Origin of the sequence: Frankia sp. AgB1.9 (assembly GCF_016786355.1) — a bacterium.
GTDB lineage: Bacteria > Actinomycetota > Actinomycetes > Frankiales > Frankiaceae > Pseudofrankia.
This window is the reverse complement of sequence record NZ_JADWYX010000017.1, coordinates 1-24,825: the sequence shown is the minus strand read 5'-3', so window position 1 is coordinate 24,825 and position 24,825 is coordinate 1. Positions and strand designations below refer to the sequence as shown.

At 64.2% G+C, this 24,825-nt stretch carries 20 protein-coding genes and 1 pseudogene; 19 read left to right on the top strand and 2 right to left on the bottom strand.

Features of this window, described 5'->3' with window-relative positions; all coding sequences use genetic code 11:
* The first annotated feature begins 83 nt into the window (after nucleotides 1-83).
* Nucleotides 84-1,055 (top strand): phage holin family protein, encoded by a 972-nt coding sequence (locus I6A60_RS08615; RefSeq protein ID WP_203012554.1) that lies wholly within the window; start codon nucleotides 84-86, stop codon nucleotides 1,053-1,055.
* A 131-nt stretch (nucleotides 1,056-1,186) separates the two neighbouring features.
* Here the strand turns inward: I6A60_RS08615 and I6A60_RS08610 are convergent.
* Nucleotides 1,187-1,726: pseudogene (locus I6A60_RS08610) on the bottom strand (alpha-hydroxy-acid oxidizing protein); the annotation flags it as partial.
* Between the two features lie 789 nt (nucleotides 1,727-2,515).
* Here I6A60_RS08610 and I6A60_RS08605 point away from each other — a divergent pair.
* The 7 genes from I6A60_RS08605 (at nucleotide 2,516) to I6A60_RS08575 (ending at nucleotide 9,741) form a co-directional block, all read left to right on the top strand.
* Nucleotides 2,516-2,854, top strand: coding sequence for a hypothetical protein (locus I6A60_RS08605; protein WP_203012543.1), 339 nt, complete (start codon nucleotides 2,516-2,518; stop codon nucleotides 2,852-2,854).
* Between the two features lie 181 nt (nucleotides 2,855-3,035).
* On the top strand, nucleotides 3,036-3,221 hold the full coding sequence (locus tag I6A60_RS08600; protein WP_203012541.1) for a hypothetical protein: 186 nt from the start codon (nucleotides 3,036-3,038) through the stop codon (nucleotides 3,219-3,221).
* 6 nt (nucleotides 3,222-3,227) lie between these two features.
* Nucleotides 3,228-5,366, top strand: a complete 2,139-nt coding sequence (locus tag I6A60_RS08595; protein WP_203012539.1) for a type IV secretory system conjugative DNA transfer family protein — start codon at nucleotides 3,228-3,230, stop codon at nucleotides 5,364-5,366.
* Between the two features lie 115 nt (nucleotides 5,367-5,481).
* The gene (locus I6A60_RS08590; RefSeq protein ID WP_203055588.1) at nucleotides 5,482-6,132 is read left to right on the top strand and encodes a replication-relaxation family protein; all 651 of its coding nucleotides are present in this window, start codon (nucleotides 5,482-5,484) and stop codon (nucleotides 6,130-6,132) included.
* A 368-nt stretch (nucleotides 6,133-6,500) separates the two neighbouring features.
* On the top strand, nucleotides 6,501-7,580 hold the full coding sequence (locus I6A60_RS08585) for a hypothetical protein (RefSeq protein ID WP_203012528.1): 1,080 nt from the start codon (nucleotides 6,501-6,503) through the stop codon (nucleotides 7,578-7,580).
* 542 nt (nucleotides 7,581-8,122) lie between these two features.
* Nucleotides 8,123-9,313 (top strand): hypothetical protein, encoded by a 1,191-nt coding sequence (locus I6A60_RS08580; protein WP_203012526.1) that lies wholly within the window; start codon nucleotides 8,123-8,125, stop codon nucleotides 9,311-9,313.
* 197 nt (nucleotides 9,314-9,510) lie between these two features.
* Nucleotides 9,511-9,741, top strand: a complete 231-nt coding sequence (locus I6A60_RS08575) for a hypothetical protein (protein ID WP_203012524.1) — start codon at nucleotides 9,511-9,513, stop codon at nucleotides 9,739-9,741.
* A 48-nt stretch (nucleotides 9,742-9,789) separates the two neighbouring features.
* On the opposite strand, the gene I6A60_RS08570 is transcribed toward I6A60_RS08575, so the two are convergent.
* Nucleotides 9,790-12,261: a hypothetical protein gene (locus I6A60_RS08570; protein WP_203042641.1), complete on the bottom strand. Its 2,472-nt coding sequence runs from the start codon at nucleotides 12,259-12,261 to the stop codon at nucleotides 9,790-9,792.
* A 1,020-nt stretch (nucleotides 12,262-13,281) separates the two neighbouring features.
* Here I6A60_RS08570 and I6A60_RS08565 point away from each other — a divergent pair.
* From I6A60_RS08565 to I6A60_RS08515, 11 genes are all read left to right on the top strand, one after another.
* Nucleotides 13,282-13,464: a hypothetical protein gene (locus I6A60_RS08565; RefSeq protein WP_203012521.1), complete on the top strand. Its 183-nt coding sequence runs from the start codon at nucleotides 13,282-13,284 to the stop codon at nucleotides 13,462-13,464.
* A gap of 168 nt (nucleotides 13,465-13,632) precedes the next feature.
* Nucleotides 13,633-14,865, top strand: coding sequence for a sensor histidine kinase (locus tag I6A60_RS08560; RefSeq protein WP_203012519.1), 1,233 nt, complete (start codon nucleotides 13,633-13,635; stop codon nucleotides 14,863-14,865).
* A complete protein-coding gene (locus I6A60_RS08555; RefSeq protein ID WP_203012518.1) occupies nucleotides 14,862-15,485 on the top strand; it encodes a response regulator transcription factor in 624 nt (207 codons plus the stop codon). The genes I6A60_RS08560 and I6A60_RS08555 overlap by 4 nt, the downstream gene beginning before the upstream one ends.
* A gap of 206 nt (nucleotides 15,486-15,691) precedes the next feature.
* Nucleotides 15,692-17,278, top strand: a complete 1,587-nt coding sequence (locus I6A60_RS08550; protein WP_203012510.1) for an SGNH/GDSL hydrolase family protein — start codon at nucleotides 15,692-15,694, stop codon at nucleotides 17,276-17,278.
* Nucleotides 17,279-17,838: 560 nt separating this feature from the next.
* The gene (locus I6A60_RS08545) at nucleotides 17,839-20,226 is read left to right on the top strand and encodes a type IV secretory system conjugative DNA transfer family protein (protein ID WP_203012508.1); all 2,388 of its coding nucleotides are present in this window, start codon (nucleotides 17,839-17,841) and stop codon (nucleotides 20,224-20,226) included.
* Nucleotides 20,223-21,152: a replication-relaxation family protein gene (locus tag I6A60_RS08540; protein WP_203042642.1), complete on the top strand. Its 930-nt coding sequence runs from the start codon at nucleotides 20,223-20,225 to the stop codon at nucleotides 21,150-21,152. Before I6A60_RS08545 ends, I6A60_RS08540 begins: the two co-directional genes overlap by 4 nt.
* 2 nt (nucleotides 21,153-21,154) lie before the next feature.
* Nucleotides 21,155-22,210 carry a site-specific DNA-methyltransferase gene (locus I6A60_RS08535; RefSeq protein WP_203012087.1) on the top strand — a complete coding sequence of 352 codons (1,056 nt, stop codon included), beginning with the start codon at nucleotides 21,155-21,157 and terminating at the stop codon, nucleotides 22,208-22,210.
* 195 nt (nucleotides 22,211-22,405) lie between these two features.
* On the top strand, nucleotides 22,406-22,606 hold the full coding sequence (locus I6A60_RS08530) for a hypothetical protein (protein ID WP_203012082.1): 201 nt from the start codon (nucleotides 22,406-22,408) through the stop codon (nucleotides 22,604-22,606).
* A gap of 185 nt (nucleotides 22,607-22,791) precedes the next feature.
* Nucleotides 22,792-23,331, top strand: a complete 540-nt coding sequence (locus I6A60_RS08525; RefSeq protein ID WP_203012083.1) for a DUF3846 domain-containing protein — start codon at nucleotides 22,792-22,794, stop codon at nucleotides 23,329-23,331.
* Nucleotides 23,332-23,496: 165 nt separating this feature from the next.
* Nucleotides 23,497-23,844 carry a helix-turn-helix transcriptional regulator gene (locus I6A60_RS08520; protein ID WP_203012084.1) on the top strand — a complete coding sequence of 116 codons (348 nt, stop codon included), beginning with the start codon at nucleotides 23,497-23,499 and terminating at the stop codon, nucleotides 23,842-23,844.
* 29 nt (nucleotides 23,845-23,873) lie between these two features.
* Nucleotides 23,874-24,455: an ImmA/IrrE family metallo-endopeptidase gene (locus I6A60_RS08515; protein ID WP_203012086.1), complete on the top strand. Its 582-nt coding sequence runs from the start codon at nucleotides 23,874-23,876 to the stop codon at nucleotides 24,453-24,455.
* The last annotated feature ends 370 nt before the right edge of the window (nucleotides 24,456-24,825 follow it).

Below are 24,825 nucleotides of genomic sequence, written 5' to 3'. Positions count from 1 at the left end.
CACGAACGTTAAATAAAGCCCCAAAACGTTCTTCTGCGCCATAAGATGGTGATATATGTCGCGGCATGTTCCCTATTCGGCGTGTGCTCCTGCACGCAGTTGACGACGCCGTCCAGCTGGCCCTGGCCGGAGCCGGAGTGCTGGTATCCGCCAGGCTGGTGGACGGTGTTCGGCTGGACGGCCCCGCAGGTCGCCAGGCGCTCGCCCTGCTGTTAGCCGGCGCCGTCTGCTGGCTCGCGATCAGGGTGCCAGCCAGTCTGGAGTGGCTTGTCAGCCGGCGTGCCACCACGCTCTCCCGTCAGGGCCGGGGTGGGGGCGCCTGGGTGCTGGTCCTGACGCCGCTCGGTCTCGTCTCGGCGGCGGCCATGTTGTACCTGCCGCAACTGTGGGTGGCGGAACGGCTTTGCCGAAAGGCCGGGTTGCCGCTGCGCATCGTGGACTTCTGGACGCTCGTCGTGGTGGCGATCGTGACCTACGCGACCGTGACCACGCTCCGGCCGGTCGCCTGGACGCTCTTCAGACCGCGACAGGCCTCTTCCTCGTTGCGCCATGCCGGCGTGGTGCTCTGCTGCGCCGGCGCCCTGTGGCTCGTCACTCTGGCCGTCGGCGGGGCGGAACTGGCGCCCGGCGCCTGGTGGCGGGAGATCCTGACGTTCGCGCTGTTGGGCTGGCTGTTCGCGAAGATCAACATCATGTACTCGTTCTACGGAGTCCCGTTGGGGGTGACGATTCCGCCGGCCGCGGCCTACGCCGTCGTCGCGAACGCACTGATGCTGTGGTTCACCTCGTGGTTCAGCACGGCGCTGCTGCTGACTCTGTCCGTCCGCGGCTTCGGCTCCTTCTTTCTCGGGTCGTTGCTGGCCTCTGCCGTGATGTGGGCGGTGACCTGGCCGTTCTTCCTGGCCGGCGCCCGGCGCCCGCACGCCAAAATCTGCGTCGACAGGTTTGGTTACTTCTGGCCGTCGGCGGCCGAGGACGAGGCGGAGTTCGACCGACAGTTTCGTCGACAGGCGATGAACCATCTGATGCGGCCGATGTCCGGGCCCTACTTCTGACCTGGCGCCGCGCCCGCGAAGATCGGCCGGCGGAGTGATCGCCGTTTTCGCCCTCACGCGGTCGTGAATCGGGTCTTCTCGTAACCACTTGAGGGCCAAAATAGCGATCATGTTTGGGGCTCGTGGCCCGGCTACGGAAGGGCGACGCGGCGCAGTGCGTCGGGGGTCAGGTCGGCGAGGGTGGGGTAGCCGTCCACCGCCATGATCAGGTCGGCCTCGGCCAGCAGCGTGCGCAGGACGTGGATGATGCCGTCGACACCGCCGAGCGCCAGGCCGTAGGCGTAGGGACGGCCGATCCCAACCGCCGACGCGCCGAGGGCGAGCGCCTTCACGACGTCGGCACCGGACCGCACGCCCGAGTCGAACAGCACGGGCAGATCACCCGCCGCCTCGACCGCGCCCGGCAGGCACTGGAGGGCGGGCAATCCGCCGTTGGCCTGCCGCCCGCCGTGGTTCGAGCAGTAGATCCCGTCGGCGCCGGCGTCGCGGGCCCGGCGGGCGTCGTCCGGATGCTGGATGCCCTTGAGGATCAGCGGCAGGTCGGTGAGCGAGCGCAGCCAGGCCAGGTCATCCCAGGTGACGGCGTGCCCGAAGGTCGTGGCCCACTGCAGTACCGCCGCCTGCGCCGCCTCGGCCGGGTCGGCGCCGAGCATCGCCCGGAACCGCGGGTCGCAGAAGATACATCAACATGGGTACGGGGCAGTGACTATAAGTCACTGCCCCGTACACTCTGTCACGCCGCCATGGCCACCGCCCGGCCTTCCAGCAGCTCACGTGCCAAGATCAGCATCAGGGAGTACTCATACATCCCTGGCCGCCTGAACGTGTCTACGGTCAGCCCCCGCGTCCCCAGGGCCTCAAGGGCCTTGTGTCTACGGTTGCCAGCCGAGAGGCCACCGGCCCGCCGGTTGAGCACCAGAAGCCACACGAGGGCCTGGCGTACCTGGTCCGCAGTGAAGGACTCAGGGCGTCTATGGATGCCGTAAGTACCTTCCAGGCGGCCGAGGGCAGCTCGGATAAGTCCGAGGGCCTCCACCGCCTTTGCCTGCGGACTGCACGACTCAGGCATGCCCGTGAGCCTCAGAAGCCCCGGCATGGAGGAGATCTTGCTTAGGGTGGCTCCATACGCAACCATCCCCTTCAACTGGTCAGCTATCGAGCCAACCGAGTCGTCGTCGGAAAACTGAGTAGTCATATCTCCTCCAGCCCTCTCCAGACCGGAACGCCCGGTCTGCCGTGGAGCTGTGTGACCTGGTTGATGCCCCGCACAAAGGCGTGACTTTTTACGGCCCGGTCTGGAGTTACTAGCTGGTACGGAGATGGTCCCCGAAGGGACTGCCTAACTGTTTAGCCAACATGTGGTCCTCTTGGCAAGTCTCATGTCAGACGGATGACAGAACGCTGCCAAACCTCCTAAGCGCCACCCGCAGTGACCGCTCTATCCATGGAGAGTAGTCGCCATGGGAGAGATAGAGCCTTACCGGCCGCCTGGCGTAGACCGGCTAACGTCTCAGGGTCGCCAGCTCCTGCGGCGCGTCCGCGAGGTAGAGGCCAACGCCATCGTGCGTGGCCGCAAGGCAGAGCTTGAAGAGCAGATAGAGCTGATGACGGCCGAGCAGCGGATCATCAACGTCGACAAGCTGCGTGGCCTGGTAGAGCAGAAGGTCCGGATAGCTCAGGCACAGGCTTCCCTTGGCGCGGCCGATGACATCTCGCAGGCGATGACCTCAGCCGCAATCCGAAAGATAACGCTGGACATCATGGTTGAGATCATGGTCAACTACGGCACCAGGCGATGACTGTCGCCCTCGTGTTGGCGGCCATCTGCTTTGTGTGTGGATTTTGCGTCTCACGCGATCTGGTTCCGCGCTTCGTGGTCTGGGTCAGCGAAGAAATTAGCTACCGCCTGCACGCGTGGCTCATCAAGCTTATCGCCAGCCGGCTAAGGCTGGATCTGAAACGAATCCCACGGGAGGGCAAATGAGTGGCGGTGGCGGCGATCGTCGGGCCAAGAACATATTCCAGACATGCATCGCTTTGATCTTCGGGCTCATGGTGGCACAAAGCGTTATCCAGGAACTCATGCCGCTGTTGCCATTTGCCGTCGGAGGAGCGGTGGCAGCAGCCGTGATCTATTACTTCGTGCGCCGGCGCAGCGGCCTCTAACCCGCCATGAGCCGCTATTACATGCAATCGGCGCTGGTCCTCGTCGGCTGCGGGCTCGTGTTCCTCGCTGCCGTGCCCGCGATGCGAAGCAACCAGCGCAACCACTACCACCGAAGCCGGAGAGTCTACGAGGCTTCGTTCCCGGCTGATCTCACCCACGACCGAGTCCTCGCGTTCATTCGATCGCTGCACGGGATGCCCAGGCCAGGGGTGCTGGGGCGCCCGCACGCCGTGGTGTTCGAGGTGTACGCCGACGCCCGAGGCATCAAGCACCTGGTGAGTTTCCCGGACCATGTGCAGGCAGACGTCGAAGGCCTGTTCCGGACCCACCTCGGCGGCACGCTCGTGAAGCTCGGCGACGACCCGGCCGCAGGCCGCTGGGACCGGGCTGTCGAGGTCGGGCTCACCAACGAGGTTGCTGCGCTTCGCCTCGCCCCTCCCGAGGCTGCGGCCCGAACCATCCTCAGCCAGTTGTCATCGCTGGCCAGTCAGGACGCACTCATCCTCCAATGGGTGCTGTACCCGGGCCGTCATCGGGCGTCGGATCAGCCTGAGTCCAAAGAGAAGCTGGCCGAGCCCAACTTCCGGGCCGTCAGCCGCCTAGCCAGCCGAGGGCCAAACGCGGACCGTCTCATGCACCGCTTGCGATCCGGGTTGAAGGCGATGGAGCGCTACGGGGTCTCCTTCCGCCAGCAAGCGGCCTCGGCCTCGGCCGTCCGTCGCCGCCTGGCGCAGCGGTCCGGAGTCGTGGCTGGGTGGAGTGGCTACAGCGCACCGGAGCTTGCCGTGCTCCTGGCCTTTCCCTTCGGCAGCCCTGATGTGCCGGGCCTACCCAGTGGGCGCGCCCGACGTCTGGCGCCGGCCGTGAGCATCCCGCGGGCTGGCCTCGTGCTGGCGCGTTCGAACTACCCGGGCATGGAAGACCGGCTGATCGCAATGCCGCCGCAGGCGCTCATGACCCATTGCCATGTGATCGGCGGGACAGGAGTCGGCAAGAGCGCCTTCCTCCACAACTTGGCGATACACATGATGAAGGAGGGGCACGGCGTCATCCTCATCGAGCCCAAAGCAGATCTTGCCCGGGACGTGCTCCGCAGCGTCCCGGAGCATCGGGCCGCAGACGTCGTGTGGTTCGACCCCACCGACACGGCCTACCCCATCGGCTTCAACGTGCTGGCTGGCCCAAACCCGGAGCAGACGGCGGCGCATGTCGTCTCCCTGTTCAAGGCGCTGTACGCGGACTCCTGGGGTGCCAGGCTCGCGCAGATCCTCCGCTACGCCGTGCTCACCTCGGCGGTCAACGGCCTCACCCTCTACGACACCAAGCAGCTGCTCACGAACCCGGCCTACCGGTCGCGGGTGGTGGACGCGACCACAGACCTCGACATCCGCCAGTTCTGGCGGCGGATGGAGGACATCGGTGACTTCGCGTTCGACTCCGTGATCAACAAGCTGGACGGCTTCCTCGGGTCGCGGGCCATCCGGAACATGGTGGGCCAGCGCGACGGGCTGGACATCGGCCGGGCCGTTCGCGAGCGCAAAATCATCCTCGTACCGCTGCCGGAGCATGAGCTGGGTGAGGCAAACGGCTCCATGCTGGGCTCCCTTCTGGTCGATAAAATCTGGCGTGAGATTCGACTCCGGCCACATGCTCAGCGCTATCCGGTGGCGCTCATCCTCGATGAAATGCAGCACTATCTGAGCCTGGCCACCTCGCTGGACGACATGCTTGCCGAGGCCAGGAGCTACCAGCTTGGCCTCGTGGGGGCCCACCAGCACCTCGGGCAGCTCCCAGAGAAGACGGCCAAGGCTTTTCGGGCCAATGCCCGCACCAAGGTTGCGTTCCGGATCGACCCCGAAGACGGCGCCAAGCTGGAGCGGGCGTTCAAGCCGCTAAAAGGCACTGACCTCGACTCACTTGGCAGGTTCGAGGTGGCGTTGTCCCTCATGACTGAATCGGGCAACGCGCCCACGGCCACCGGCCTTACCCTGCCGCCGCCGGAAGCCACCCGTAGCGGTGAAGCCATCGTCGAGGCATCGAGGGCGCGGTACGGACGCCCGGTTGAAGAGGTCGAAGCAGAGTTCCGCGAGCGGTACCGCTCAGGCACGGGAGACGGGCCGCGGCCGAGGATGGGACGAGCGTGATGGCCGGCGGTCTACCTGTTCCGTGCGCCCTTCCGTCAGCCATTCCCTGGATGGAACGGTTCACCGGGCTATTTGGCCAGCTCAGCGGGCGCGCCCAGGTCGGGACAGGTACTCCATGAGTACCCCTGCCGCCCGCCTGTCTGTGACGCAGCTGTCCGTGCTCTCGTCCGTGGCCCGCTTCGGCCAGATCACGAGCAGCCAGCTCCAGCGCCTCCACTACCAGGGGACCGCCGAGAGCGCGCGCACACGCGCCAACCGACATCAGCGGCGCCTCGTGAGCTTGGGCCTCGTGCGGCGCATTTGGGGAATCTACCCGCTCGACCATCCCGCCCAGGGTGTCTTCACCCCGCCGAAGGACCGGGGCCGGGCTGATCCGCACCGCCTGGACATCACCGAGCTGTACGTGAGACTCGCGACTGTCCAGGTCCCGGAGGCGTACTGGGTGGAGAAGCCGCGCCGCATCTGCGTCACCCCGTTCACGCCCGACGCCTACGCCATCGTGGGTGGCGGCCACTTCTTCATTGAGGTCGACCGCGCCACCGAACACGACGAGAAGATCAAAGGAAAATTTCGGCGGTACGTGCAGGTGTATCACAGCTGGGACGTGGAAACCGATGGCCCGATCATGCCACTCGTGGTGTGGACAGTTCCCGATCGGGAGCGTCGGCGGGAACTCGAAAGTTACGCCCGTAAGAGTGGTGAGCGAGGGCTATTTGTAGTCGTGCTATTCGATGAGGCAGCTAGATACCTATTGGATAACCGATGAATATACGGCACAACCGAGCTACGCTCTGCGGAGCCGAAAAGAAGTCTGGGATTGTGGTCGCAGACAAGGAGGCTGCCGCCGAAGAGCGTGCGCGCGAACCGGCGAGCTCTTCTTTGGCGTCGCACCTAATCCTGCTTGGCGTCTACGAGATTTCTTAAATTCAAGAGCCATTCATATACCTCAGGCGACCTCGAATTTTAGACCACCAGCCGAGGATTGGTCGCCATCGAACAGGCGCTTCCGTCATAGCCAACAAACGGCAACTAAATGCTCATGCTTGCATTTTAAACTATTCGTTCTAATATATCACCAATCGGGGGAACCCCGATGAAAATAACTCGCCCCTTCACACGAGTAGGTGACACTGCATGGCCCGAGACACTGAACTCGATCGCCTTAAAATCGAGCAGGACCAGGCATTTCAGCGCAAGCAGAGCACGTACCAGACGCAAACCGAAGCTTGGGAACGACGTTCAGCAGCGCGTGAAGCGATGGACCGCGCGTACGACGCGAAGCAGGCGGCGTATGAAGTGCAGAACGATGCGTGGCAAGCCCTTCAGCGAGTGCGCGACAATAACGGGCCTCGTATCGACAGCCTGAACACGCAGCAAGAGACCGCGTTTCAGAACATGAAGGACGCCTTCGACAACGCCTCGTCTGCGTATGATTCGCGTGATGGTGCATCTGCGAGCGCATATGCCGAGGAAGGTCGTGGATATAAGGCCGAAGCGCAGGAATGTGTGGCCGAACGGCGACAGCTCGTCCAAGAAATTCGCGACGCCAGGGACCGTCATGAGGCCACAAAGCCCGCCTTCCAGCAGGCAAAGGCAACTTTCGATCATGCAAGGATCGAGCATAACCGCGCCAAGGCAAGGCACGAAGAAAAGCAAGCCGAATTCAAGCGTGCGAAGTCCGACTTCGAGCGGGCCAAGGATGCGTTCAAGCGGCGACTCGAAGCGGTTCGTGGTGAACGCCAGCGTCGCAAGGACGACAAGCGCTCTATTGCTGAACGGGCAGGCGTGCCGAATCAGTACCTCGACAATGTATGGGTTTCAACCGCACACGACGGAACTTATAACGTCTACTTCGGTGGAGTGGGCGAGCCCGCTGGCCCCGGTCATGGTCACTATGCCATGGAGTCTTCCGGAAACGTGACCTACAGACGCGATCCATACGACCCGCATGGTTCGCAGAACTTTACGGATTATGAGGATCGCCAGCGCGGTGTTCTGTACGATCGCTCTGTCAGTAGCGAAGGCCCCAGAGGTGCGCGCGGCATCTATAGTATTCGCGATCGAGAGGGCCACGCTACGCAATACTACGCAGATGGCACTCGTGTATCCTGGGACCTGGACGAAGAAGGAAACCGGGTAAACGAGCACTGGACCGACCAGAACGTCAGCAAGGGACGTGATAGTCGGCACGATCCGCCACCGCATGCGCGGTAACTCAGCTTGAGGGGATGGCGGGGCGTATGCTCCGCCATCCTACCGATTTGTTATTATATATCTGGGTGAAACGGCGTTAGATCGCCGTCCTGCGGATAATCAAAAAACCGCAGATGAAAGCCTGAGGGTAATCAGTTTACTGAGCCTCAGGACACCAGCATGATGAGTGCAAGTCTCATCCACCCGCTCAGTCCATTAGTGACAGTTATGAACGATAAATTTCTCGAACAGTTTTATGAAAATGTATATACAGAGAACGCGGCCGCAGGGACTAATCCACGACAGAGCTACCGCCTTTCGCCAAGCCTCCGTCATGTCGGCCGAGACAAATTCTTGGTAGCTAACTCCCAGCCCTCAGCCAGTGCTCATGGCCGAGCATTGCGGGTGTCCGGTCGTGCGCCGTCGTCCTGCTGCGGGTCGAGGGAGAATGGAGATCCCCGAACCTTCGCCTGGGTGACGTCCCGAGCCACGGCGATGAAGGCCCAGCACAGGTCAGGATAAATATTTGCCGGGAGACCTGACTTACTGGAACGATGGTCGGCGTGAGCGAACCCGTCGGCCCCAGCTTCCTGGACCTGCATCCGGCGAGGCCGTGCGTGTATCTGGACCAGTGGGTGTGGGTCCGCCTGGCGAAGGCCTCCAAAGGCGAGCCGAAGGAGCCTTCCGACCTTCAAGTGCTGGCTGCGGTTCAGGATGCCGCCGCAGACGGCGTGGCGTTCCCCCTGTCCGCGACTCATCACATCGAAACGAGCAAGATCCCAAAACTGCGGTGGCGGCGTGACCTTGCTCGGACCATGGCGTCCATCTCCTACTGCCGAACCCTGCGGGAACAGAAGATCTTGCTGCGTCATCAGATGCTGCACGCCATGCACGTGACTGTCGGTCGGCCAGCGTTCCGCCCCGAAGCTCCAGACGTCCTGGGCACCGGCGTCCGCTGGGCGTTCGTCGGCGAGCCGGGCCGTCTGGTCCTGCGTGGCCCGGATGGTGTGGTGGACCTAGGAACCATCGGGGGGATGCCGGGGTCGCTCCGCAAAGCCAACCAGCTAACGGAACTGATGGTCTTGGCAGGCCCGAGCGACGCCGAGGCCGGCTACCTGCGGGAACACTACGGCTATCGACCCGAGGTGATCACTGAGATCGTGGCGAACAGGCTGAGCTGGGAGACGAGCTACGTCGACGTACTCGCTGCCCACCCGGCCAGCAAGACGGAACTACGCGTTCGCCTCCAAGCCCGCGAGCTGCTCCGCGAGCATCTTGATTTGTTCCAGAACTTGACCAGCGAGTACAGGATCAGCCTTACCCGTGACCTTGGAATCAACCCCGACCGTCCGAAGCTGTCGCGTCAACGCCTGGCTGCCTTCCTCGACGCGATCCCGTCCCTGCGGATCGCCGTCGACCTGAAGGTCGAGCTGTTCCGCGGCGCCGCCAAGCCGTGGAGTATGAACGCGGTCCACGACATCGACGCGCTCAGCATGGCCGTGCCCTACTGCCACGTGGTCGTCCCGGACCGGGAGATGGCCAGCCTCCTGGCTCGCTCCCACACCGCCGAACGCCACGGGACGGTGATCATCGCCGGCCTCACGGACCTACCGGACGCTCTACGCGGTTTGGCCGAGCAGGCCCGGAATGCTCCAGGCGACCGCACCGGTTGGGACTGGGCCGGGCCCTGGGACGGCTATTGCCTCGACTGGTCCGACCTGCTCGGCAGTGCCCCCAGCCCGCCCGCTGCTTGAGCGCACCGCCATCCCAGAGGCCCGAAAGAATCAGGTTAGACAGCCAACAGAAGCTGGCTACGGCCGGAGCTGGTGCTGATCAAGCAGTCTGAGGATCGTGCGCGTCCGGGCCGACAGCGCCGAGGGTCCGGCCAGCTCTGGTCCCACTAGTGAACGCCGGAACTCCGAGCCGAGGCCACCCCGCCGCCGCGTGCCGCGTGAAACTGTATTGCGTGGGCTTCGGCGGGCCGGTCGGGGTGCACGTCGTCGAGCCCGGCGGCGACTGCCGGGCGGCCGCCTACATCGCCATGTACACATCTAGGGGCACGGTCCAGGACTTCTCCGACGTCGACTTGCCAACTCTCCTCGATTTTCCGGAGCTACTCGACGACGCTGGGCGCCTTGGGCGAGGCGTACGCCGGGTACCCCCTGTCTTCCTGAAAGGGTAGACGCGCATGCGAACGTCGCTGACGGCTCCTCGGGACTCAGCCCGGCCTTCACGTACGCCACCGCGACGACGGCTTCGGGACTAGGCGCAGTGACTTGCGGAAACGCCGCTCACCCCGGCTCACGGTTGGCCAGGCAGCGAGGTCGCCCCAGGCCGCGGCGAGCCTGAAGCACAGGCGCTGTATCTCGGCGTGCTTGTCCGGCGTCAGCGTTCTGAGGCCCGCACGCTGGTCGTTCTCCAGGGCCGTCACCCAGTCCCGGGTCCGCCGGATTGGAGAGCGGGTGGAGTCCTCCCCGACGCAGTTGGCCACCACCTGCAGATTCTCGTCGATCCAGTCCGCGCCGTCGGCGCACCTGCGATACCTGGCCGCCAGGTCGCCCGAGGTGAGCTCCGCGAGATCCTCCGATTCTCGGGTCTCAAAAAGCCGTGGCGGGTAACGAGAATCCCGGGTGGAGAGAACGTCGGTTCCACTGTGAATGAGCTTTAACCGGTCGGGGACATAGTGCTTTCCGTCGGCCGCGAAATGGTAAAGGTGTTCCCACGCGTCTTTCTCTGACCGGACCCACCGGTGCACCTCGGCCGCTTCGACAGTGGCGCGCGCGCCACGCTCACGCCAGTGGCGCGCCATCAGGTCCGCCGTCTCCCCGAGGAGGCGCTCTTCGTAGTACTTCATCTGCCGGTCGAATGGATTCTGGTTCCAGGTGTAGAGATATATCCTCCGCTCGAACCGCGCGAATTGTTCGTTGTCGCGAAGGCGGTCCAGATCGGAGTCCTCACTAATCATCCAGGCCATCTCGACGCCTGTCGAGATCTGGTCGTCGCCCTGGACGGCTCGCTCCAGATGGGCTATCGCAAGCCCCGCCAGCTTGTCCAGCTTCTTTGTGGCATCTGAGTCTACGAACGGCAGGGTATAGTAATTCATCGCCACGGCGAGCACGCAGGCCGCGTTGTAGTGCTCTTGCCATCCCCATCTCGCGGAACACTGCCGGCCTGTCCGCCTGCCCCACCATCTCGCCATCTTCTGCACGAGCTTCTCGGGCGCGGTCTCGAACGGAACCTTTTCTTCCATCCGTTCGAAAAAGTGCTTCGGGCGAGTACGGCGCTCCTGCCCAGCGCCCCGGGGTGGCAGATTGCCGCCCGCCGTCTCGTAAGCCTTCTTCGCCCAGGCCCATCTGAGCGGAGCCCACACTTGGTTGATGCGGATCGCTGGTCTGGTGAGGCCCGACCCTGCTCCCACGGCCCCGCTAAGCGTCAAGGGACCGCAGAAGATCCACCGTACCACGCGCGGGACAAAGCCATTGTCTCGCCTGAGCAGCTCCATTTCTTGAAGGCCAGCCCTTTGGAAAAGCACCCGCAGCAGGCTCGGCTCCGTACGCCTCTCCAACTTCGTCTCGAACCACTCCTTCGTGAGCTGCTCGACCTCGCCATCGCGCTCCGCCCGGTCGCGTGCGTTCTGATCGAGGCCGCCCAGCGCGAAATCGACGGCTACAGGCCAGTAACGGGAGACGAGCATCGGCTGGAGGCTCTCGCGGATCTTCTCTCGGTCTTGGCCCCGGGCGGTATCGTCATCCGGCTTGCACCACTGTTTGACGGTGATCTCCGAGGTCGCGAGGACGATGGCGTTGCGGTAACGAACGCCGACCAGGTCGGCATACGCCCGGGGATGAAATAGGCAGGCCAGCCGGCCACGCAGCCGGCACCAGTGCGACCAAGGACTGAACCACAGACGCTCGTCATAGTTCTTTGTCGCCGCCTGCACAGTCAGCGTACGTTGGTAGATATCGAGCGCGTGCAGATTCTGCTTAAGTCGCTCGCGCACGGCGCCCACCAGCGCACGCAGGTGAATGTTCTTCGGGTCATAAGACAACGCCTTGTAGTACCGCCCGAGCGCCAGCTCGAACTGCTGCTCGCGATACGCGCTCTGCGCTTCCTGGTAGGCGGCGAACAGCTCGGGCGGGAAATCGCGGTAACGCCAGTCGCGCCAGGGGGCCTGTTTTCCTCGCTTAGTTATCGGCAGCAGTGCCCCGACAACCCAGTAGCCTGCCCTCTGTATCACCTCGTCCCAGCTTCGCCCCCAGTGGGTGGCCATGCGGGTCCCTGACGGGGCAAAGCTGGTGATAGTGACCGTGATGCCGTATGGTTCTGCGAGCTCCTCGCGGTAGAGGAGGACCCCGCTAATCCGGTATGAGAGCTTTTGCCGCAGCCTGCCGAGCAGGCGAGGAATGCTCTTCCCGAGCTCCTTGGGGCTGAGGTCGACGTCACCGAGAAGATCGAGGAACTGGGTGGCGGGCGGCACTGCTGGCAGGGTCGCTGGTAGCTCGACGCTGCATTCGGACAGGTGCTTGCGAAAACGAGCGGTCAGGTCTTTGAGCGACAGATCCACGGATGCCTGCCTGGTCGCGTCGACCAGCTCCTGCACGTCGATGAACCGCGCCGCATAAGCGTCAATCCGCCGCCACAGATCCCGGGTGCGGGCGAGGACGAAAAGAACGAGGGCCAGCACGCCCGACAGCATCAGCACGTGCGACCATTTCGAGTCTTGTTTGCTCGAGGTCGCGTACCATAAGTGTCTTACGTCCGGCACACCCACCAGGAAACCCGCCAGGGCACAGAGGCTGAACGCCAGCCAGAATACCGCCCATCGTCGGCGCGGGTGTGGTAGGGACACCTCCATCGACCCGGCGGCGCAACCTTTCCGTCGCATGGGTGTCTCTCCTCCTCAGACCTGATTGAGAAAGGGCCTACCCCATCGAGCGGGCTTGTAATGCCTAGGGTGCGGCACCTCCGTTCTCCGCGCCCGCGGCTTTGGCTCGACCGACCAGGATGGGGCCCTCGCTTCGCGGCTCACGCAGAGGCGCCCCTACGACGAGGACACCGGACACGTAGCTCCAGCTCGCCGCATGGTCACGGATGTTTTGCGGCACCCACGCCTGTCGGTTCAGCGACCTGCGCCCGAACCAGCCGCGGGCACGAGCGTCGGCGCTACGTTGGTCTTTCACGAGTAGCCGCATTTTTTGGGATCTCAGCCTGCTCGGCTCGATACTGACCTTAATGTCGTTGTCGGGATCGATATGCGGCATCTCAGTCTCGGCCAGATAGTATCCCTCCCTTCTTCCTTGTTTCCACAGGGAACGCCTTGATGGCATGGCTAAAATGATGTCCTTGATTCCGTCAGCCGCCTCGGCTAGAGGCCAGGAAGGTCTCCACATACGATCTCCAATAGGCGCTGTAGGTTGACCTGAGCTGTCCACGCGCAGATCACGCGCGCACAGCCCGATGACCACATGGTCGCCGGCCAGCGTACTTTTGTGGGGTTCCCGGAGGCGAAATTCTGAAACGCCTGAGACGCCGGCATGGATAGCCTGGTCGTCATTCGCCGTGGTTTGCCGCGAGATCTGGGTCGACCCCAACCAGAATGGGCCGGTTAGTGCTCCGGCCGGAGATGTTTGATCAGTTGTGGCTGGTGAGTTGGCCTTGGGTAGCCGGGCTGGCCTGATCTAACGCGGTTGGTCCGGACACGGTGGGGCCACCGAAGATGGCCATGGGCCACAGCGTAGACCCTGACTACTTACGCGACGCGTTCGAGGGATTCGCCCTGCACCTCGAGGCCCAGTTTGCCCGGGTCGAGTCTCGGCACCGGCTGCGCCGGTTCCTGAACGGCCTGCTCGCGGGCCTGCCCCGGGTGAACCCGCTGGACACTCGTCGATCACACCTCGCTCGATAGATCCGCCAGTCCACGGGTGCCCAAGGTCTATCGGAGGGGGTTTGTGATCCCGACATTGTCTCTGCGCTCCAGCAACTTCTGGGACTGCTCCTTCGGGCCGACCGTACGACCACTGCCCGCCAGGAGCCTCTACGATCATCCAGACTTCGGTGAGCGGGGGCTACGAGGATGGCAACTCTTGCGAGCGACCAAGGCGGTGGCTGGGTCGGGCTCCGCCGCCTTCTGAATCCGGCGATTCGGTGGTTCGAAGGGCCGGCGGATACCATCGGCGGCAAGGCTCAGGCTGAGTGGCATATTTTCGTCATCTTTGCCCTGCTTCGGACGGCTTTCATCATCCAAGGCGCGGTCGTCGCGGGTACGGAGAGCGGTTCGTATCGCCCGTTCAGCGTGGTCGTCGGGGTGCTCGTCGCCGAAACTGGCTGGTCGGGCTGGCTTCTGTACATGAGCTGGCGACGTCGAAGCTATGCCGATCCGGGGTTGGCGACACTTGACGTCGCGGTCACGGTCGCGGGACTCGTCATCGTGGGTGCCGCCTGCCCGCCAGGCACTGGCGAAACCTGGACAAACTGGATGTTTCCCTTCGCCCTGAACACGGTCATCGGGGCGACGTTCGCGCTGCGCCTGGACTGGGCGCTAGCCTCCGCCGTCGCCCTGGCTGTCGCCCATGTCGGCGGTGCTTCGCGAGGCTTTGCGATCAGCCCCGGACCGAGCGCGGACACGATCGGCAACGGCGGCTCGTACCTTCTCTACATCGTCTTCGCGGCGGTGACCTCACGGATGGTCCGGAGCTCCGGCCGCCGGCAAGACGAGGCGACGAGCCGGGCGCTGGCAGCGGAACGACTACAGGCGGCCAGCGTGGATCGGATCAAGCAGTTCGGTCGCATCCATGACGATGTGCTGTCGACCCTGACCTTGGTCGCCCGAGGGGTCCTGCGGCTGAACGAACCAGCTGTTCGAGCCCGCGCGGGCCGCAACGCCCAGTACCTCCGGGATCTCATGCAGGGGAACGTCACGGACCGGCCGAGCGGCGGCCTCGGTGCAGATCTCGCAGAGCTGATCCGCGAGCGCTGCGCCGAAGGCATGACGATCGACTATCAGTACCACGGCCTGCCGGCCGACCTCCCGCCCGAGGTGGTTGACGCGATCATGAAGGCAACCGGCGAAGCGCTCACGAACGTCGCGAAGCACACGACTTCGGCGGCGTGGGTCACCGCTCTCGGTGAGGGTGACGCGGTCACGGTGTCCATTGTCGATCACGGTCCCGGGTTGCCCGAGCCGGTTGCGCCAGGCATTGGCCTGCCACAAACGTTGCGGAATGGTCTTGCTCGGGTCGGGGGCAGCGCCGAGATCACGAGTTTGCCCGGCGAGGGCACGATGGTCGAGCTACGGTGGCCGGCATGATCCGCTTGGCGGTGGTGGATGACCAGCGGCTCGTGGCGCTGTCCTTCGCTCGGTGCCTGGATGACATCGAAGACTTCCACGTCGTAGGCACTGCCCGGACGGTGCGTGAATTCTTCGAGCGAACCGGCCCGGTCGACGTCGTGCTCCTTGACCTGCGGCTCGCTGACGGATCGGAGCCGTCTGATAACGTACGGACACTGGTCAAGGCAGGCTTCCGGGTGCTCATAGTGTCGGGGGTTGTCGACCACGACGAGATCCGGGCCACTGTCGCGGCCGGCGCCGAGGGGTACGTGACCAAGAACGCCGAACCGCATGAGCTTGAGCGAGCGGTCCGCGAAGTGGCAGCCGGCGGCACGGCGTTCTCCAGAGATCTCGCCTTCGCTTGGGTGACTGACCGGCTGCCGGCACGACCGAAGCTCAGCGAGCAGGAGCGCAGCGCAGTGTCCCACTACGCCAGCGGAATGACGCTCGCCCAGGTGGCCGGGCGGATGGCGGTCAGTGAAGCAACCGTCGGCACCTACTTGCGGCGGGTCAAAGAGAAGTACCGCGCGGTGGGACGTCCGGCACAGACGAAGCTGGAGCTTGCGCGACGGGTCGCGGAGGATGGGCTCCAGCCGTAGCCGGCTTCTGCTCGCTACCTTGTCACGCGTTCACATGACAGGGCGAGCGCTGGATTGGTGACGTGTGGTGGTTCGGAGTACCGCGGTAGGGTCGCGTTGATCAAGAAGTCTGCCGCTTGCCTCCTCCGAGGAAAGGCATCATGCTTTCACGATTCAGATCGAGACGATCTAGGTTCTCCTGGACTTTGGGAGTCGCCGCTGCAGGCGTGACCGCATTGATGCTGTCGATGCCGTCAGTACTTCCGGACATTCGCCTGGCCGCCAATACTGATGACCCGATCGGTAGTCTGGATCTTGTCCACGAAGTCCCGGGCGGTATCCGTGTCGGCGGCTGGGCGCTCGATCCCAATGCCGGGACCGGAGCGATCGACGTACACACGTACATCGGCGGGACCTTGCTGGGGGCCATGAATGCTGGAAGAAGCCGGCCGGACATCGGTGCTGCGTATCCCCAGTACGGTCCGAATCACGGTTTCGATGGGCAACTGCCCTGGGGTACGAGCGGAACACAAACGGTCTGTGTCTATGGCATTAATGTAGGCGCCGGCTCGGGCAACCCGAGCGTGGGATGTAAAACGATCAACTTTAGCCACGTGCCCACCGGAAGCTTCGATCTGGTACAGCAAGGACCCACAACCATCCGTGTAGCGGGTTGGGCCCTTGATCCTGATACCGCTCGCGCAATACCCGTGCACGTGTACATAGATGGAAAACTCATTGGCGGTCTCAGCGCCGGCCAGTCTCGCAGTGATATTGGCCAGCTCTATCCGGAGTACGGGGCGGGACACGGCTTCGACGGCGCAGTGAGCTATCCGGGCTCGGGTTTTCATACGGTCTGCGTGTTTGCCATCAACGACGGATACCTGGGAAACACGGAGAACCCTCAACTGGGGTGTCGTACCGTTGGAGTTGACCAGAAGTACGTCGCCCTCGGCGATTCGTTTTCCAGCGGAGAGGGTGCTCCTGCCATTGTAGGGGGTGGTACCCAGTATCTCTCGGGCACCGACCAGACCGACAATCGCTGTCACCGGTCGGCTGCTGCCTACGGGCCCATCGTCGCTACGGCGCTTTCCGTCACTCGGTTCCAATTCCACGCCTGCAGCGGAGCCCTCGTCCAGGATTTCTACCGATCATTCGGCTCGAATCATCCAGCCAGCCGCGGGATACCGGCGAATGGCGCCGAGATCGAGCAACTCGCTTGGCTCACGACCGACACGAAGCTCGTTACTCTCAGCATTGGGGGTAACAATGCAAGCTTTGCCGACGTAATGGACTACTGTGTTAAACGTCTTGTCCTGGAGAGGACCTGCCAATCGGTGTGGGCGGGTGCTGTCGATAGTGAGATCAACAATCTATCGATTGGTACCGGTCGGGCAACCGACAATCTTCCCGATCTCTATGCCTCAATCCGGCAGAAGGCGCCAGCCGCCGAAGTCCTCGTTCTAGGCTACCCTCGCTTTTTTCCAGCTAATCCGCCTCAGCTTTGCTCGACTACGACGGGCCTTCCCGCCTCCCCGGCCCCGGCGACCTTTCAGTTCGCGCGGTCCGATATGATTTGGATCAATAGCGAGATAGCAAAGCTGGACGGTGTCATAGCGCAGGCGGCCACGAAGGCTGGTTTCCGCTACGTTGACACGTTTGGTGCCTTCAGTGGTCACGAAATCTGTAGCGGAAATCAGATGTGGATGAACCGCCTCGTTATTAACGTCCCGGGTGGACGGACGCAAGAGAGCTTTCACCCAAACAGGGACGGACAGGCCGCTTTTGCGCGGCTGGTTCGAGCCGCCGTTTGACGATACGGCTATTTGCCCTCATAGTGGATACCAATGCCCATTGCATCCACCATTATCCCTTATCTAGCTGTCGGACTTCTGGTCCTTATTCTAGGGTTAGCCCTCGCGATTTTTAGGCACAGGGGAGGGTTGCGAAAGCATCTGAGTTTTCGCGGTGTGGTCGAGGTAGGCGTTCTCGTCCTGCTATTGTACTGCCTGCTTGTGGTTACACAAATTCATATTGGTTTCTGATCGTGCTCGTTGTCGAGGGGGAGGTGATCGACTCCTGCGGTACGAGAACATCACGGTTTAGCGGTCGCGTTATTAGACCGCTCGGTCTGAGCAGAAGGGTCAGGCGCTGTACGGGGGGCGCCTGACCCTTCTCGCGCTCCAATGGCATGCGAGTGTGAAAAATAGCCTTGACCTTGTTCCAATTTTGGAACAAAATCGAGCCAAGTGTAAACAATATGCTACCGACTTCGGGTGTTTTGTTGCAAATTTGGAACGGCGAAAGGAGGGTGTTATAGGAAATCTTCGAATCAAAGCTATCCGCAAGGAACTCGATGTGAGCCAGCTGGCCGATGTGCTGCTGGACCTCGCTCAGGAACAGCAACGCAAGGGTCGCCGCCCGCGCCGCACAGCGCGGCTCGTGCGAGCGCTCAAGCGAACAAACAGCCAAGAGGAGGCTGGACTTCGAGACTGAGCTGGACCGCCTCGCGGCCCTTCTCACGCTCGGAACGCTCGCGGCTGCGGGCACAGGACTCGGTGCCACGCTGGAGCACCGCCGCCGTGATCAGCTTCGCTACGACCAGCAGCGCCTCAGCTTCACCGCGACCTTCGGGCGGCAAGTAACCGCCGAGGAGCTGGTCGCCTGGATGCGGAGCCTCACCGGCCTGCACCGCTCCCGCTGGAGCGGCCACGACAGCGTCGCCGTGGAAGTCATCGGTCGCAGCTCCGGCATCAGCCATCAGGTCCGGTTCCCGGCTCGGGCGGCGGACGACCACATCCGCCAGATGCAGGCCGCGATTCCTGGGGTCCGGCTGGAGCCCGCGTCGGCTCCGGCGTACCAGGCATCCGGCGTATGGGAACTCCGTGCGACGCACCCCTTCCGGCCACTACGGCTGGACCAGCCTGAACAGGTAGCGGCCTCGATCCTCGCCGCTCTGTGGCCCTTGGCTCCGGACGAGATGCTGGTGTGGCAACTCGTGCTGGCGCCCGCCGGCGGCAATGGCCTCATCGAGGCGGCCGACGTCGCGGCCCTGACCGGCTGGCGGCGGTACGTCCTGCCGCTGTTTGCATCGGAGCCGCCGCGGCCGGACGCCGAGGCCAGACGCGCGGCCAAGGCGAAGGCCGAAGAACCGCTCCTGACGGCCGCCGTCAGGATAGGCGCGCATGCTGCCACCCGCGCGAAGACGCGGGCACTGCTATCCCGCCTTGGCCGTGTGGCCGGCAGCCTCAGCGCTCCCGGTATCCGCCTCATCCCGCAGGACCGGGGCCGCGGCGGCGTGATGCGCCTCGACCGAGCGGCGACACCGACTGGCGAGGTGCCAGTGCTGCTCAACGCGGCGGAGGCCGCCGCCATGGCCGGTATCCAGATCGGCGGCCCGATGCTTCCGGGTGTCAGCTACGGCGGCGGCCAGCTTCTGCCCGCCTCGGCCGTGGTGAGCTCCCGTGGCCGCATCGTTGGCGACGGCCTGGCAAGCGGCAGTCAGCGACCCGTGGCCCTCACGGAACGCGGGGCCATGGAGCACCTGGTTTGCGTCGCCCCAACCGGCGGGGGGAAATCGACGCTCCTGGCGTCGCTGGCCCTTAGCGATCTTGAAGCTGGTCGATCAGTGATCGTCATCGACCCCAAGGGCGGCTTGGTGGCTCGCCTCCTGGAGCGCATCCCAGCCCACCGCATTGCCGACTGCATCGTGGTGGACCCGACGGACGAGCGTCCGGTACCCCTGCCCTTGCTCGCGACCGAACCCGGCGGCGATGCCGAGCTGACAGTCGACAACCTGGTCGCCATCCTCCATCACCGTTACGGCGATCTCGGCCCCCGCAGCACAGACCTACTCACCTCCAGCCTGCACACCCTCATGCGGGTACCGGACACGACCATCCTGGATCTCTTCCGACTGTGGACCGACGAGCGCTTCCGCCTCCAGGCGGTAGCCCGCGTGCAGAACGATCCCGTCCTGGCACCCTTCTGGAGCTGGTTCGGGGCCCTAGGCGCGGCTGAACGTGCCGCGATGTTGGCCGCTCCGTCGAATAAGCTCCGTCCCCTGATCAGCCGCCGTATGGCCCGAACGGTGCTGGCCGCGCCTCGGTCGACCTTCTCGATGAGCGAGGTGCTCTCCGGCCGCAAGGTGCTGCTCGTGAACCTCGCGGAAGGCGCGCTCGGGAGCGAAGTCACCAACCTGCTCGGGGGTGTTCTCGTTGCCCGGCTTTGGGGCGCCATCCAGGGCCGCATCCGCCTGGACCCAGGCGCCCGCCCGCCGGCCTTCGTCACCATCGACGAGGCCCCACGGTTCCTGGACTCGCCGGTGGACCTGGCCGACATGTTGGTGCTTGCGCGGGAGTACGGCGTAGGCCTGTCGCTCGCCGCGCAGAGCCCGACCCAGTTCCCGCCAGCCCTGCGCAGCGTTGTGCTGAACTCTGCGCGGTCGAAGATCAGCTTCCAAGCATCGGCAGGCGACGCCAAGATCCTGGCTCCAGAGTTCGGGCCGCTCGTGACGCCAGAGGCACTGATGTCCTTGCCGCCGTTCGAGGCCATCGCGCGGTTGTCTATCGGCGGCGGTGTCGCGGACCCGGTGTCCATCCGTACCCGCCCGCTGCCTGAACCGATCCCTGGCCGAGCTGCCGAGGTCGCAGCCCTGTCCCGGAGCCGCTACGGCGTGGACCGGGCCGAGATCGAAGCGGGGTTCGCCCCGGTCCCGGAACCCCCTGAGGATGGCCCCGTAGGGCGCGGGAGGGCCATATGAGACGTCCGGTCGGTCGTCCGATCGGGTCGAGTGGCACGGCCAGTACGGGCGCGCCTGAGGCGGGAAATCTGGCCCCAGCGGCGGCGACTCATACCCCTTTGGCGTCTGTAGTTGCTTCGTCGCCTCGGCTGACGGCTGCGGCCCTGGCGGGCCTCGCCGCCCGCCTCGACGAGCGGGACCGGGCCATCCTTCGGACCCTGGCGACCTTCCGGCTGGCCCGAGGAGGCCAACTCCGTCGGCTCCACCTACCGGCGGTAGATCCGCGCTCCGCCCGCCGGACGCTGGCTCGCCTCCAGGACTTACAGCTCATCGCCCGCCTGGAGCGCCAGATCGGCGGGAAGCGCGCGGGCAGTGACGGCAGCCTTTATCAACTCACCTCGGCAGGTATGCGACTGGCCCGCCCCGGCTCGCCGGCGCGGTCGCCGTGGTCGGTGTCCACTCGATTCCAGGACCACATTCTGGCGGTGACCGAGCTGTACGTGGGCCTCTCCGAGGTCCATCGCGCCCGGCTCATCACCTTGAGCGCTTTCATTCCAGAGGCCGAGCGCCGCTTCGCCGGCCCCTTCGGGCAGCCGGTGACCCTATGGGCCGACGCCTTCATCCGGCTGGACGGGGTCGACTATTTCGACGTGTTCTTCGTCGAGGCAGACTTCGACAACGAGTCTGCCGCCACCATCCGCCGCAAGGCCGAGGCCTACTACGCCTACTACTTGACCGGGCGGGAGCAGACCCAGCACGGTGGCGTGTTTCCGAAGGTGATCTTCCTTGCCAAGAGCCCACAGCATGCCGCCCGGCTCATACAGGCCATAGCGACCGGTCCCCGAGCGGGACGGAGGCTGTTCGGTGTTGGGCTGTACGAGGGGGCTGTGACGCTTCTCATCGGCGGTGGTCCGGGTCCGTTGACCAGCGAAGGAGTCGCGGCTTGAAGATGGTGCGCAGGGCAGCGCCCTGGACCCGCACCATCCTTGTTGGCGACGCGCGGACGCGTCTGGCCGAGCTGCCGGCGGCCTCGGTCGACTGCGTGATCACGAGCCCGCCGTACTGGGGCCTGCGTGACTACGGCGCGAGCGGCCAGCTCGGGTTGGAGGCTAACGTCGATGGCTGGGTATCGGACCTGCGGGCGGTCATGGCCGAAGTCGCCCGTGTCCTCACCCCGACCGGCTCGGTGTGGCTCAACATCGCCGACGGGTACGCCCGGCACCAGCGCGAAGGCGCGGCCAAGGGCAGCCTCCTGCTCGGGCCGGAACGACTCGCGATCACGCTTGAGGGCGACGGCTGGATCATCCGCAACAAGGTCGTCTGGGCTAAGTCCAACCCCATGCCGTCGAGCGCCCGTACCCGCCTGAGCAACACCTACGAACTGATCTACTTCCTTACCCGCTCCACGACCTATTACTTTGATCTTCATTCCATCCGCATGCCCCACCGAAGCCAGCAGCCGAAGCAGGCTCAGGCCGCGGGCCGGGTGTACCCGCCGCCGTCGGCAGCCGCCCACCTCGGAACGCTTCGCCGTACCAACCTCAACAACGGCTTGGCGCGGTTGAAGGTAGCCGGCCGCGTCGGACATCCCTGGGGGCGGAACCCGGGCGACGTCTGGACCCTCGGGACTGCCAACTTTCGCGAAGCCCACTTCGCGACCTTCCCCCTCGCCCTCGCCGAGCGGCCGCTCCTTGCCACCTGTCCGGAGCGCGTGTGCGTGAGTTGCGGCCAGCCCTGGCGCCGGACGGGGAGTCCAGCCACCACGGCAAGCGCCGCCACGCGCGAGCTACAGCCCGCCTGCACCTGTAAGGCCGCGTGGCGACCCGGCATCCTCCTTGATCCCTTCGCGGGCGCAGGCACGGTCGCGCTGGCTGCGGAAGCCCACGGCCGTGACTGGATCGGCATCGAGCTGAGCCCTGAGTACGCCGCCATGGCCATGGCGCGCATCCGTCGCGCCCGCGCAGGCCGGCAGCCTGCCGCCACCTCAAGGACCAAGGCCGCATAACTCCTCGGGTTCGGCGTCCTCGCCGATGTCATGCGGCCGCAGTGATCCCAACGGGGGATCGCCGGCCGCACCGCACCGAGGAGGACCTCCGCCATGACGGAACCCAGGAACGGCGGCCACAAGACATTGGCCGTTAAGTTGCCACCGGGTGTTCACGCCCAGTTTGAGCTGATTTGCGGCCTTGAGGACATACCCATGGGCACCGGACTGCTCCGGGCCGTGGAGCTGTACGTCGAGGCCAAGCGCGGCGAAGCCGACTTCGCCGAGCGGGCCGCCAGGGCGGTGGCCGACGCCGAGCGCGCCGCTGCCGAGCGTCGCCAGGCCATCCAGGCTCTTCTGGGCACAGAGGCCGGTCCGCCACCGGCGGAGGGCGCCAAGCCGGCCCGGACGCGGTAGGCGGGCGGCACCTGTTCGATCGACCCGGTAGGGGCGGCACACGTCCGTTCCTACCGGGTCCACCACCTCACCTTTCGGCCTCAGGCCACCGTCTCGCGCCCCGTGCGCGCAGGCCGGTGGCCTGGGACGGAACCGGACCGCCGTCTCAGGCAATGCGCCGATGGTCCATGAAGGTGGTGTACGCGGTGACGATCATAACCGCGCTGTGCATTCCGGCGGATTCCGATGCGCCGCTCCGGCTCGTGGCGGTGCCGGCCGAGAACCTCCAGTCCTTCCAGGACCTGGTGGGAGGCAACATCGAGCCGGTCGAGCTGTACCGGCCGAACGGCACGATGTACCTGAACGAGGAGGGAAAGATCCAGGGGCTCCGGCCCAATCCTCGGGCCACCGTGCTCGCCTCAGTCCACAACCGCTTCTTCCGCGGCCAAGACTTCGTGGCCGGTGACGCCATGGTGGTCGGACCGCTCAACGGTCTGAGCCTGGACACCACCATCCCGGCCCGATACGTCGAGCTGTGGACCGAGGCCAAGGCCTTCCGAGTCCAGAAGAAGCGCGCCGGAGCCAAGCGTTGGAACGGCAGCCGACGCACGTTCGACGACGTCCTGATCGCCTACGTCTACGCCAAGCGGTTGGCGCAGCGTGAGCCGGACGTCGAGGACGTGCGGGTCGTGCCGTTCAGAGTGCCGGAGCCGGCTCCGGTCTCGCCGCCAGCGCCGCTGTCGTAGGCGGCGTACGGCAATCTTATCCACCTGAGGCGGGATCGATGCAGACTCGTGTATCGATCCCGCCTCCCAGCTTCCTAGAAGACTCTTTCTCAGTTTTGGATCTCAGTTTTGAATTGCAATTGTGGAACAGGAGGTAGATAGTGAAAAAGTAGGAGTACACAGAGAATGCAAGAAAAGAACCTACAAAAGCTAGCGGGCCTGCTTCGCGGTCATCGTGCCGCACGCGGCATGACCACTCGCCAGGTGGAAAAGATCAGCGACGTACCGGTCGTTACCTTGTCGCGCCTGGAGCAGGCCGAAGTGGGCCGGCCTGATCCAATTTACCTGCTTCGCTTGGCGAAAGCCTACGATGTGCCGGCCAGCGACTATTTCGCGCTCGCGGGCTACCTCCTGCCTGAAACTCTGCCGGAGCTGGAGGTCTACCTGTGCGATAAGTACGGGCTGACCAAGGAGCAAGCCCGGCAGCTAGAGGAAATCTACGAGGCCATGACCGAGAGGTGGGCCAAACTATAACGATAGCTAAAATGAGGGAGACCATCGGTATGAAGAACATCATCGTTCGACTACGCGAGTTGGCACCGACCGGCCCTGCTCGCAGCCCAGAAGAAGCGCGCGAGGCAGCGCAGCGTCAAGCTCGCGTTCTGCTCGAAGCAAGCGGCATCACGAGACCGCCCGTCCCGGAAGCAATTATTGAGAACCTGCCGCGCCTTGTTGTCCACGAAACCCTCGCGCTGACGCGCCCGGCTGACCTCTCCTTCGTTAACGGCACCTGGCTCATGCTGCTGAACGGCCTGGAGCCGCTGGTTTGGCGACGCTGGACGATGATGCACGAGCTAAAGCACATCCTCGACCACCCCGAGGTGGAGACCGAGGGTCTGCGCATGATCCCGGATGCTCCTACACGCCAAGCCCACAAGGCTGCGGAAGGCACAGCCGATACCTTCGCGGCCTCGGTACTCATGCCCCGACCCTGGGTAGAGCAACTGTGGCGTGACCGCAACATTCACGAGGTCGCCTTGCTCGCCTGGTTCTTCGGTGTGTCGTTCGACGCCATGCGCCGCCGCCTCGAGGAGTTGGAGCTCCTGCCACGGCGTACGCGGCATCCTCGGGGGATCTTGGTCTGATCCGGTCACCCAGAGACTTCGGTGAGACCCGCAGAATAAAACCAATAAGAGAACGATAGGAGGGGCCTATAGGACGTAAGAAGAAGCTAGGGAAACTGGTTCGGAGGAAGCTACTGCCCGATGAACGAATATCCCTGACTGAAGAAGGTAAGCAAAACATGTTGAACTATTTGAGGATCTTGATCGAGATGGAGGCGGAGGCAGACTACAAGAAAATAAACGAGAATGATCATGAGTGAAGAACGGCCGATTGAACAACTAGTCGCGAGTAACGAACCGTGGATGCTTCTGGTGGCACGAGTATCCGATCCTACTCAAATACCTGCCTTGCCGGGCCAGGAGAGACGTGTAAGAGCGTATGCTATCAGGC

Coding starts and splice junctions, on each gene's coding strand:
- I6A60_RS08605 (WP_203012543.1), top strand. CDS start 2,516: ATGGGAGAGATAGAGCCTTACCGGCCGCCTGGCGTAGACCGGCTAACG.
- I6A60_RS08600 (WP_203012541.1), top strand. CDS start 3,036: ATGAGTGGCGGTGGCGGCGATCGTCGGGCCAAGAACATATTCCAGACA.
- I6A60_RS08595 (WP_203012539.1), top strand. CDS start 3,228: ATGAGCCGCTATTACATGCAATCGGCGCTGGTCCTCGTCGGCTGCGGG.
- I6A60_RS08590 (WP_203055588.1), top strand. CDS start 5,482: ATGAGTACCCCTGCCGCCCGCCTGTCTGTGACGCAGCTGTCCGTGCTC.
- I6A60_RS08585 (WP_203012528.1), top strand. CDS start 6,501: ATGGCCCGAGACACTGAACTCGATCGCCTTAAAATCGAGCAGGACCAG.
- I6A60_RS08565 (WP_203012521.1), top strand. CDS start 13,282: ATGGGCCACAGCGTAGACCCTGACTACTTACGCGACGCGTTCGAGGGA.
- I6A60_RS08560 (WP_203012519.1), top strand. CDS start 13,633: ATGGCAACTCTTGCGAGCGACCAAGGCGGTGGCTGGGTCGGGCTCCGC.
- I6A60_RS08555 (WP_203012518.1), top strand. CDS start 14,862: ATGATCCGCTTGGCGGTGGTGGATGACCAGCGGCTCGTGGCGCTGTCC.
- I6A60_RS08545 (WP_203012508.1), top strand. CDS start 17,839: ATGTGCTGCTGGACCTCGCTCAGGAACAGCAACGCAAGGGTCGCCGCC.
- I6A60_RS08540 (WP_203042642.1), top strand. CDS start 20,223: ATGAGACGTCCGGTCGGTCGTCCGATCGGGTCGAGTGGCACGGCCAGT.
- I6A60_RS08535 (WP_203012087.1), top strand. CDS start 21,155: ATGGTGCGCAGGGCAGCGCCCTGGACCCGCACCATCCTTGTTGGCGAC.
- I6A60_RS08530 (WP_203012082.1), top strand. CDS start 22,406: ATGGGCACCGGACTGCTCCGGGCCGTGGAGCTGTACGTCGAGGCCAAG.
- I6A60_RS08520 (WP_203012084.1), top strand. CDS start 23,497: ATGCAAGAAAAGAACCTACAAAAGCTAGCGGGCCTGCTTCGCGGTCAT.
- I6A60_RS08515 (WP_203012086.1), top strand. CDS start 23,874: ATGAAGAACATCATCGTTCGACTACGCGAGTTGGCACCGACCGGCCCT.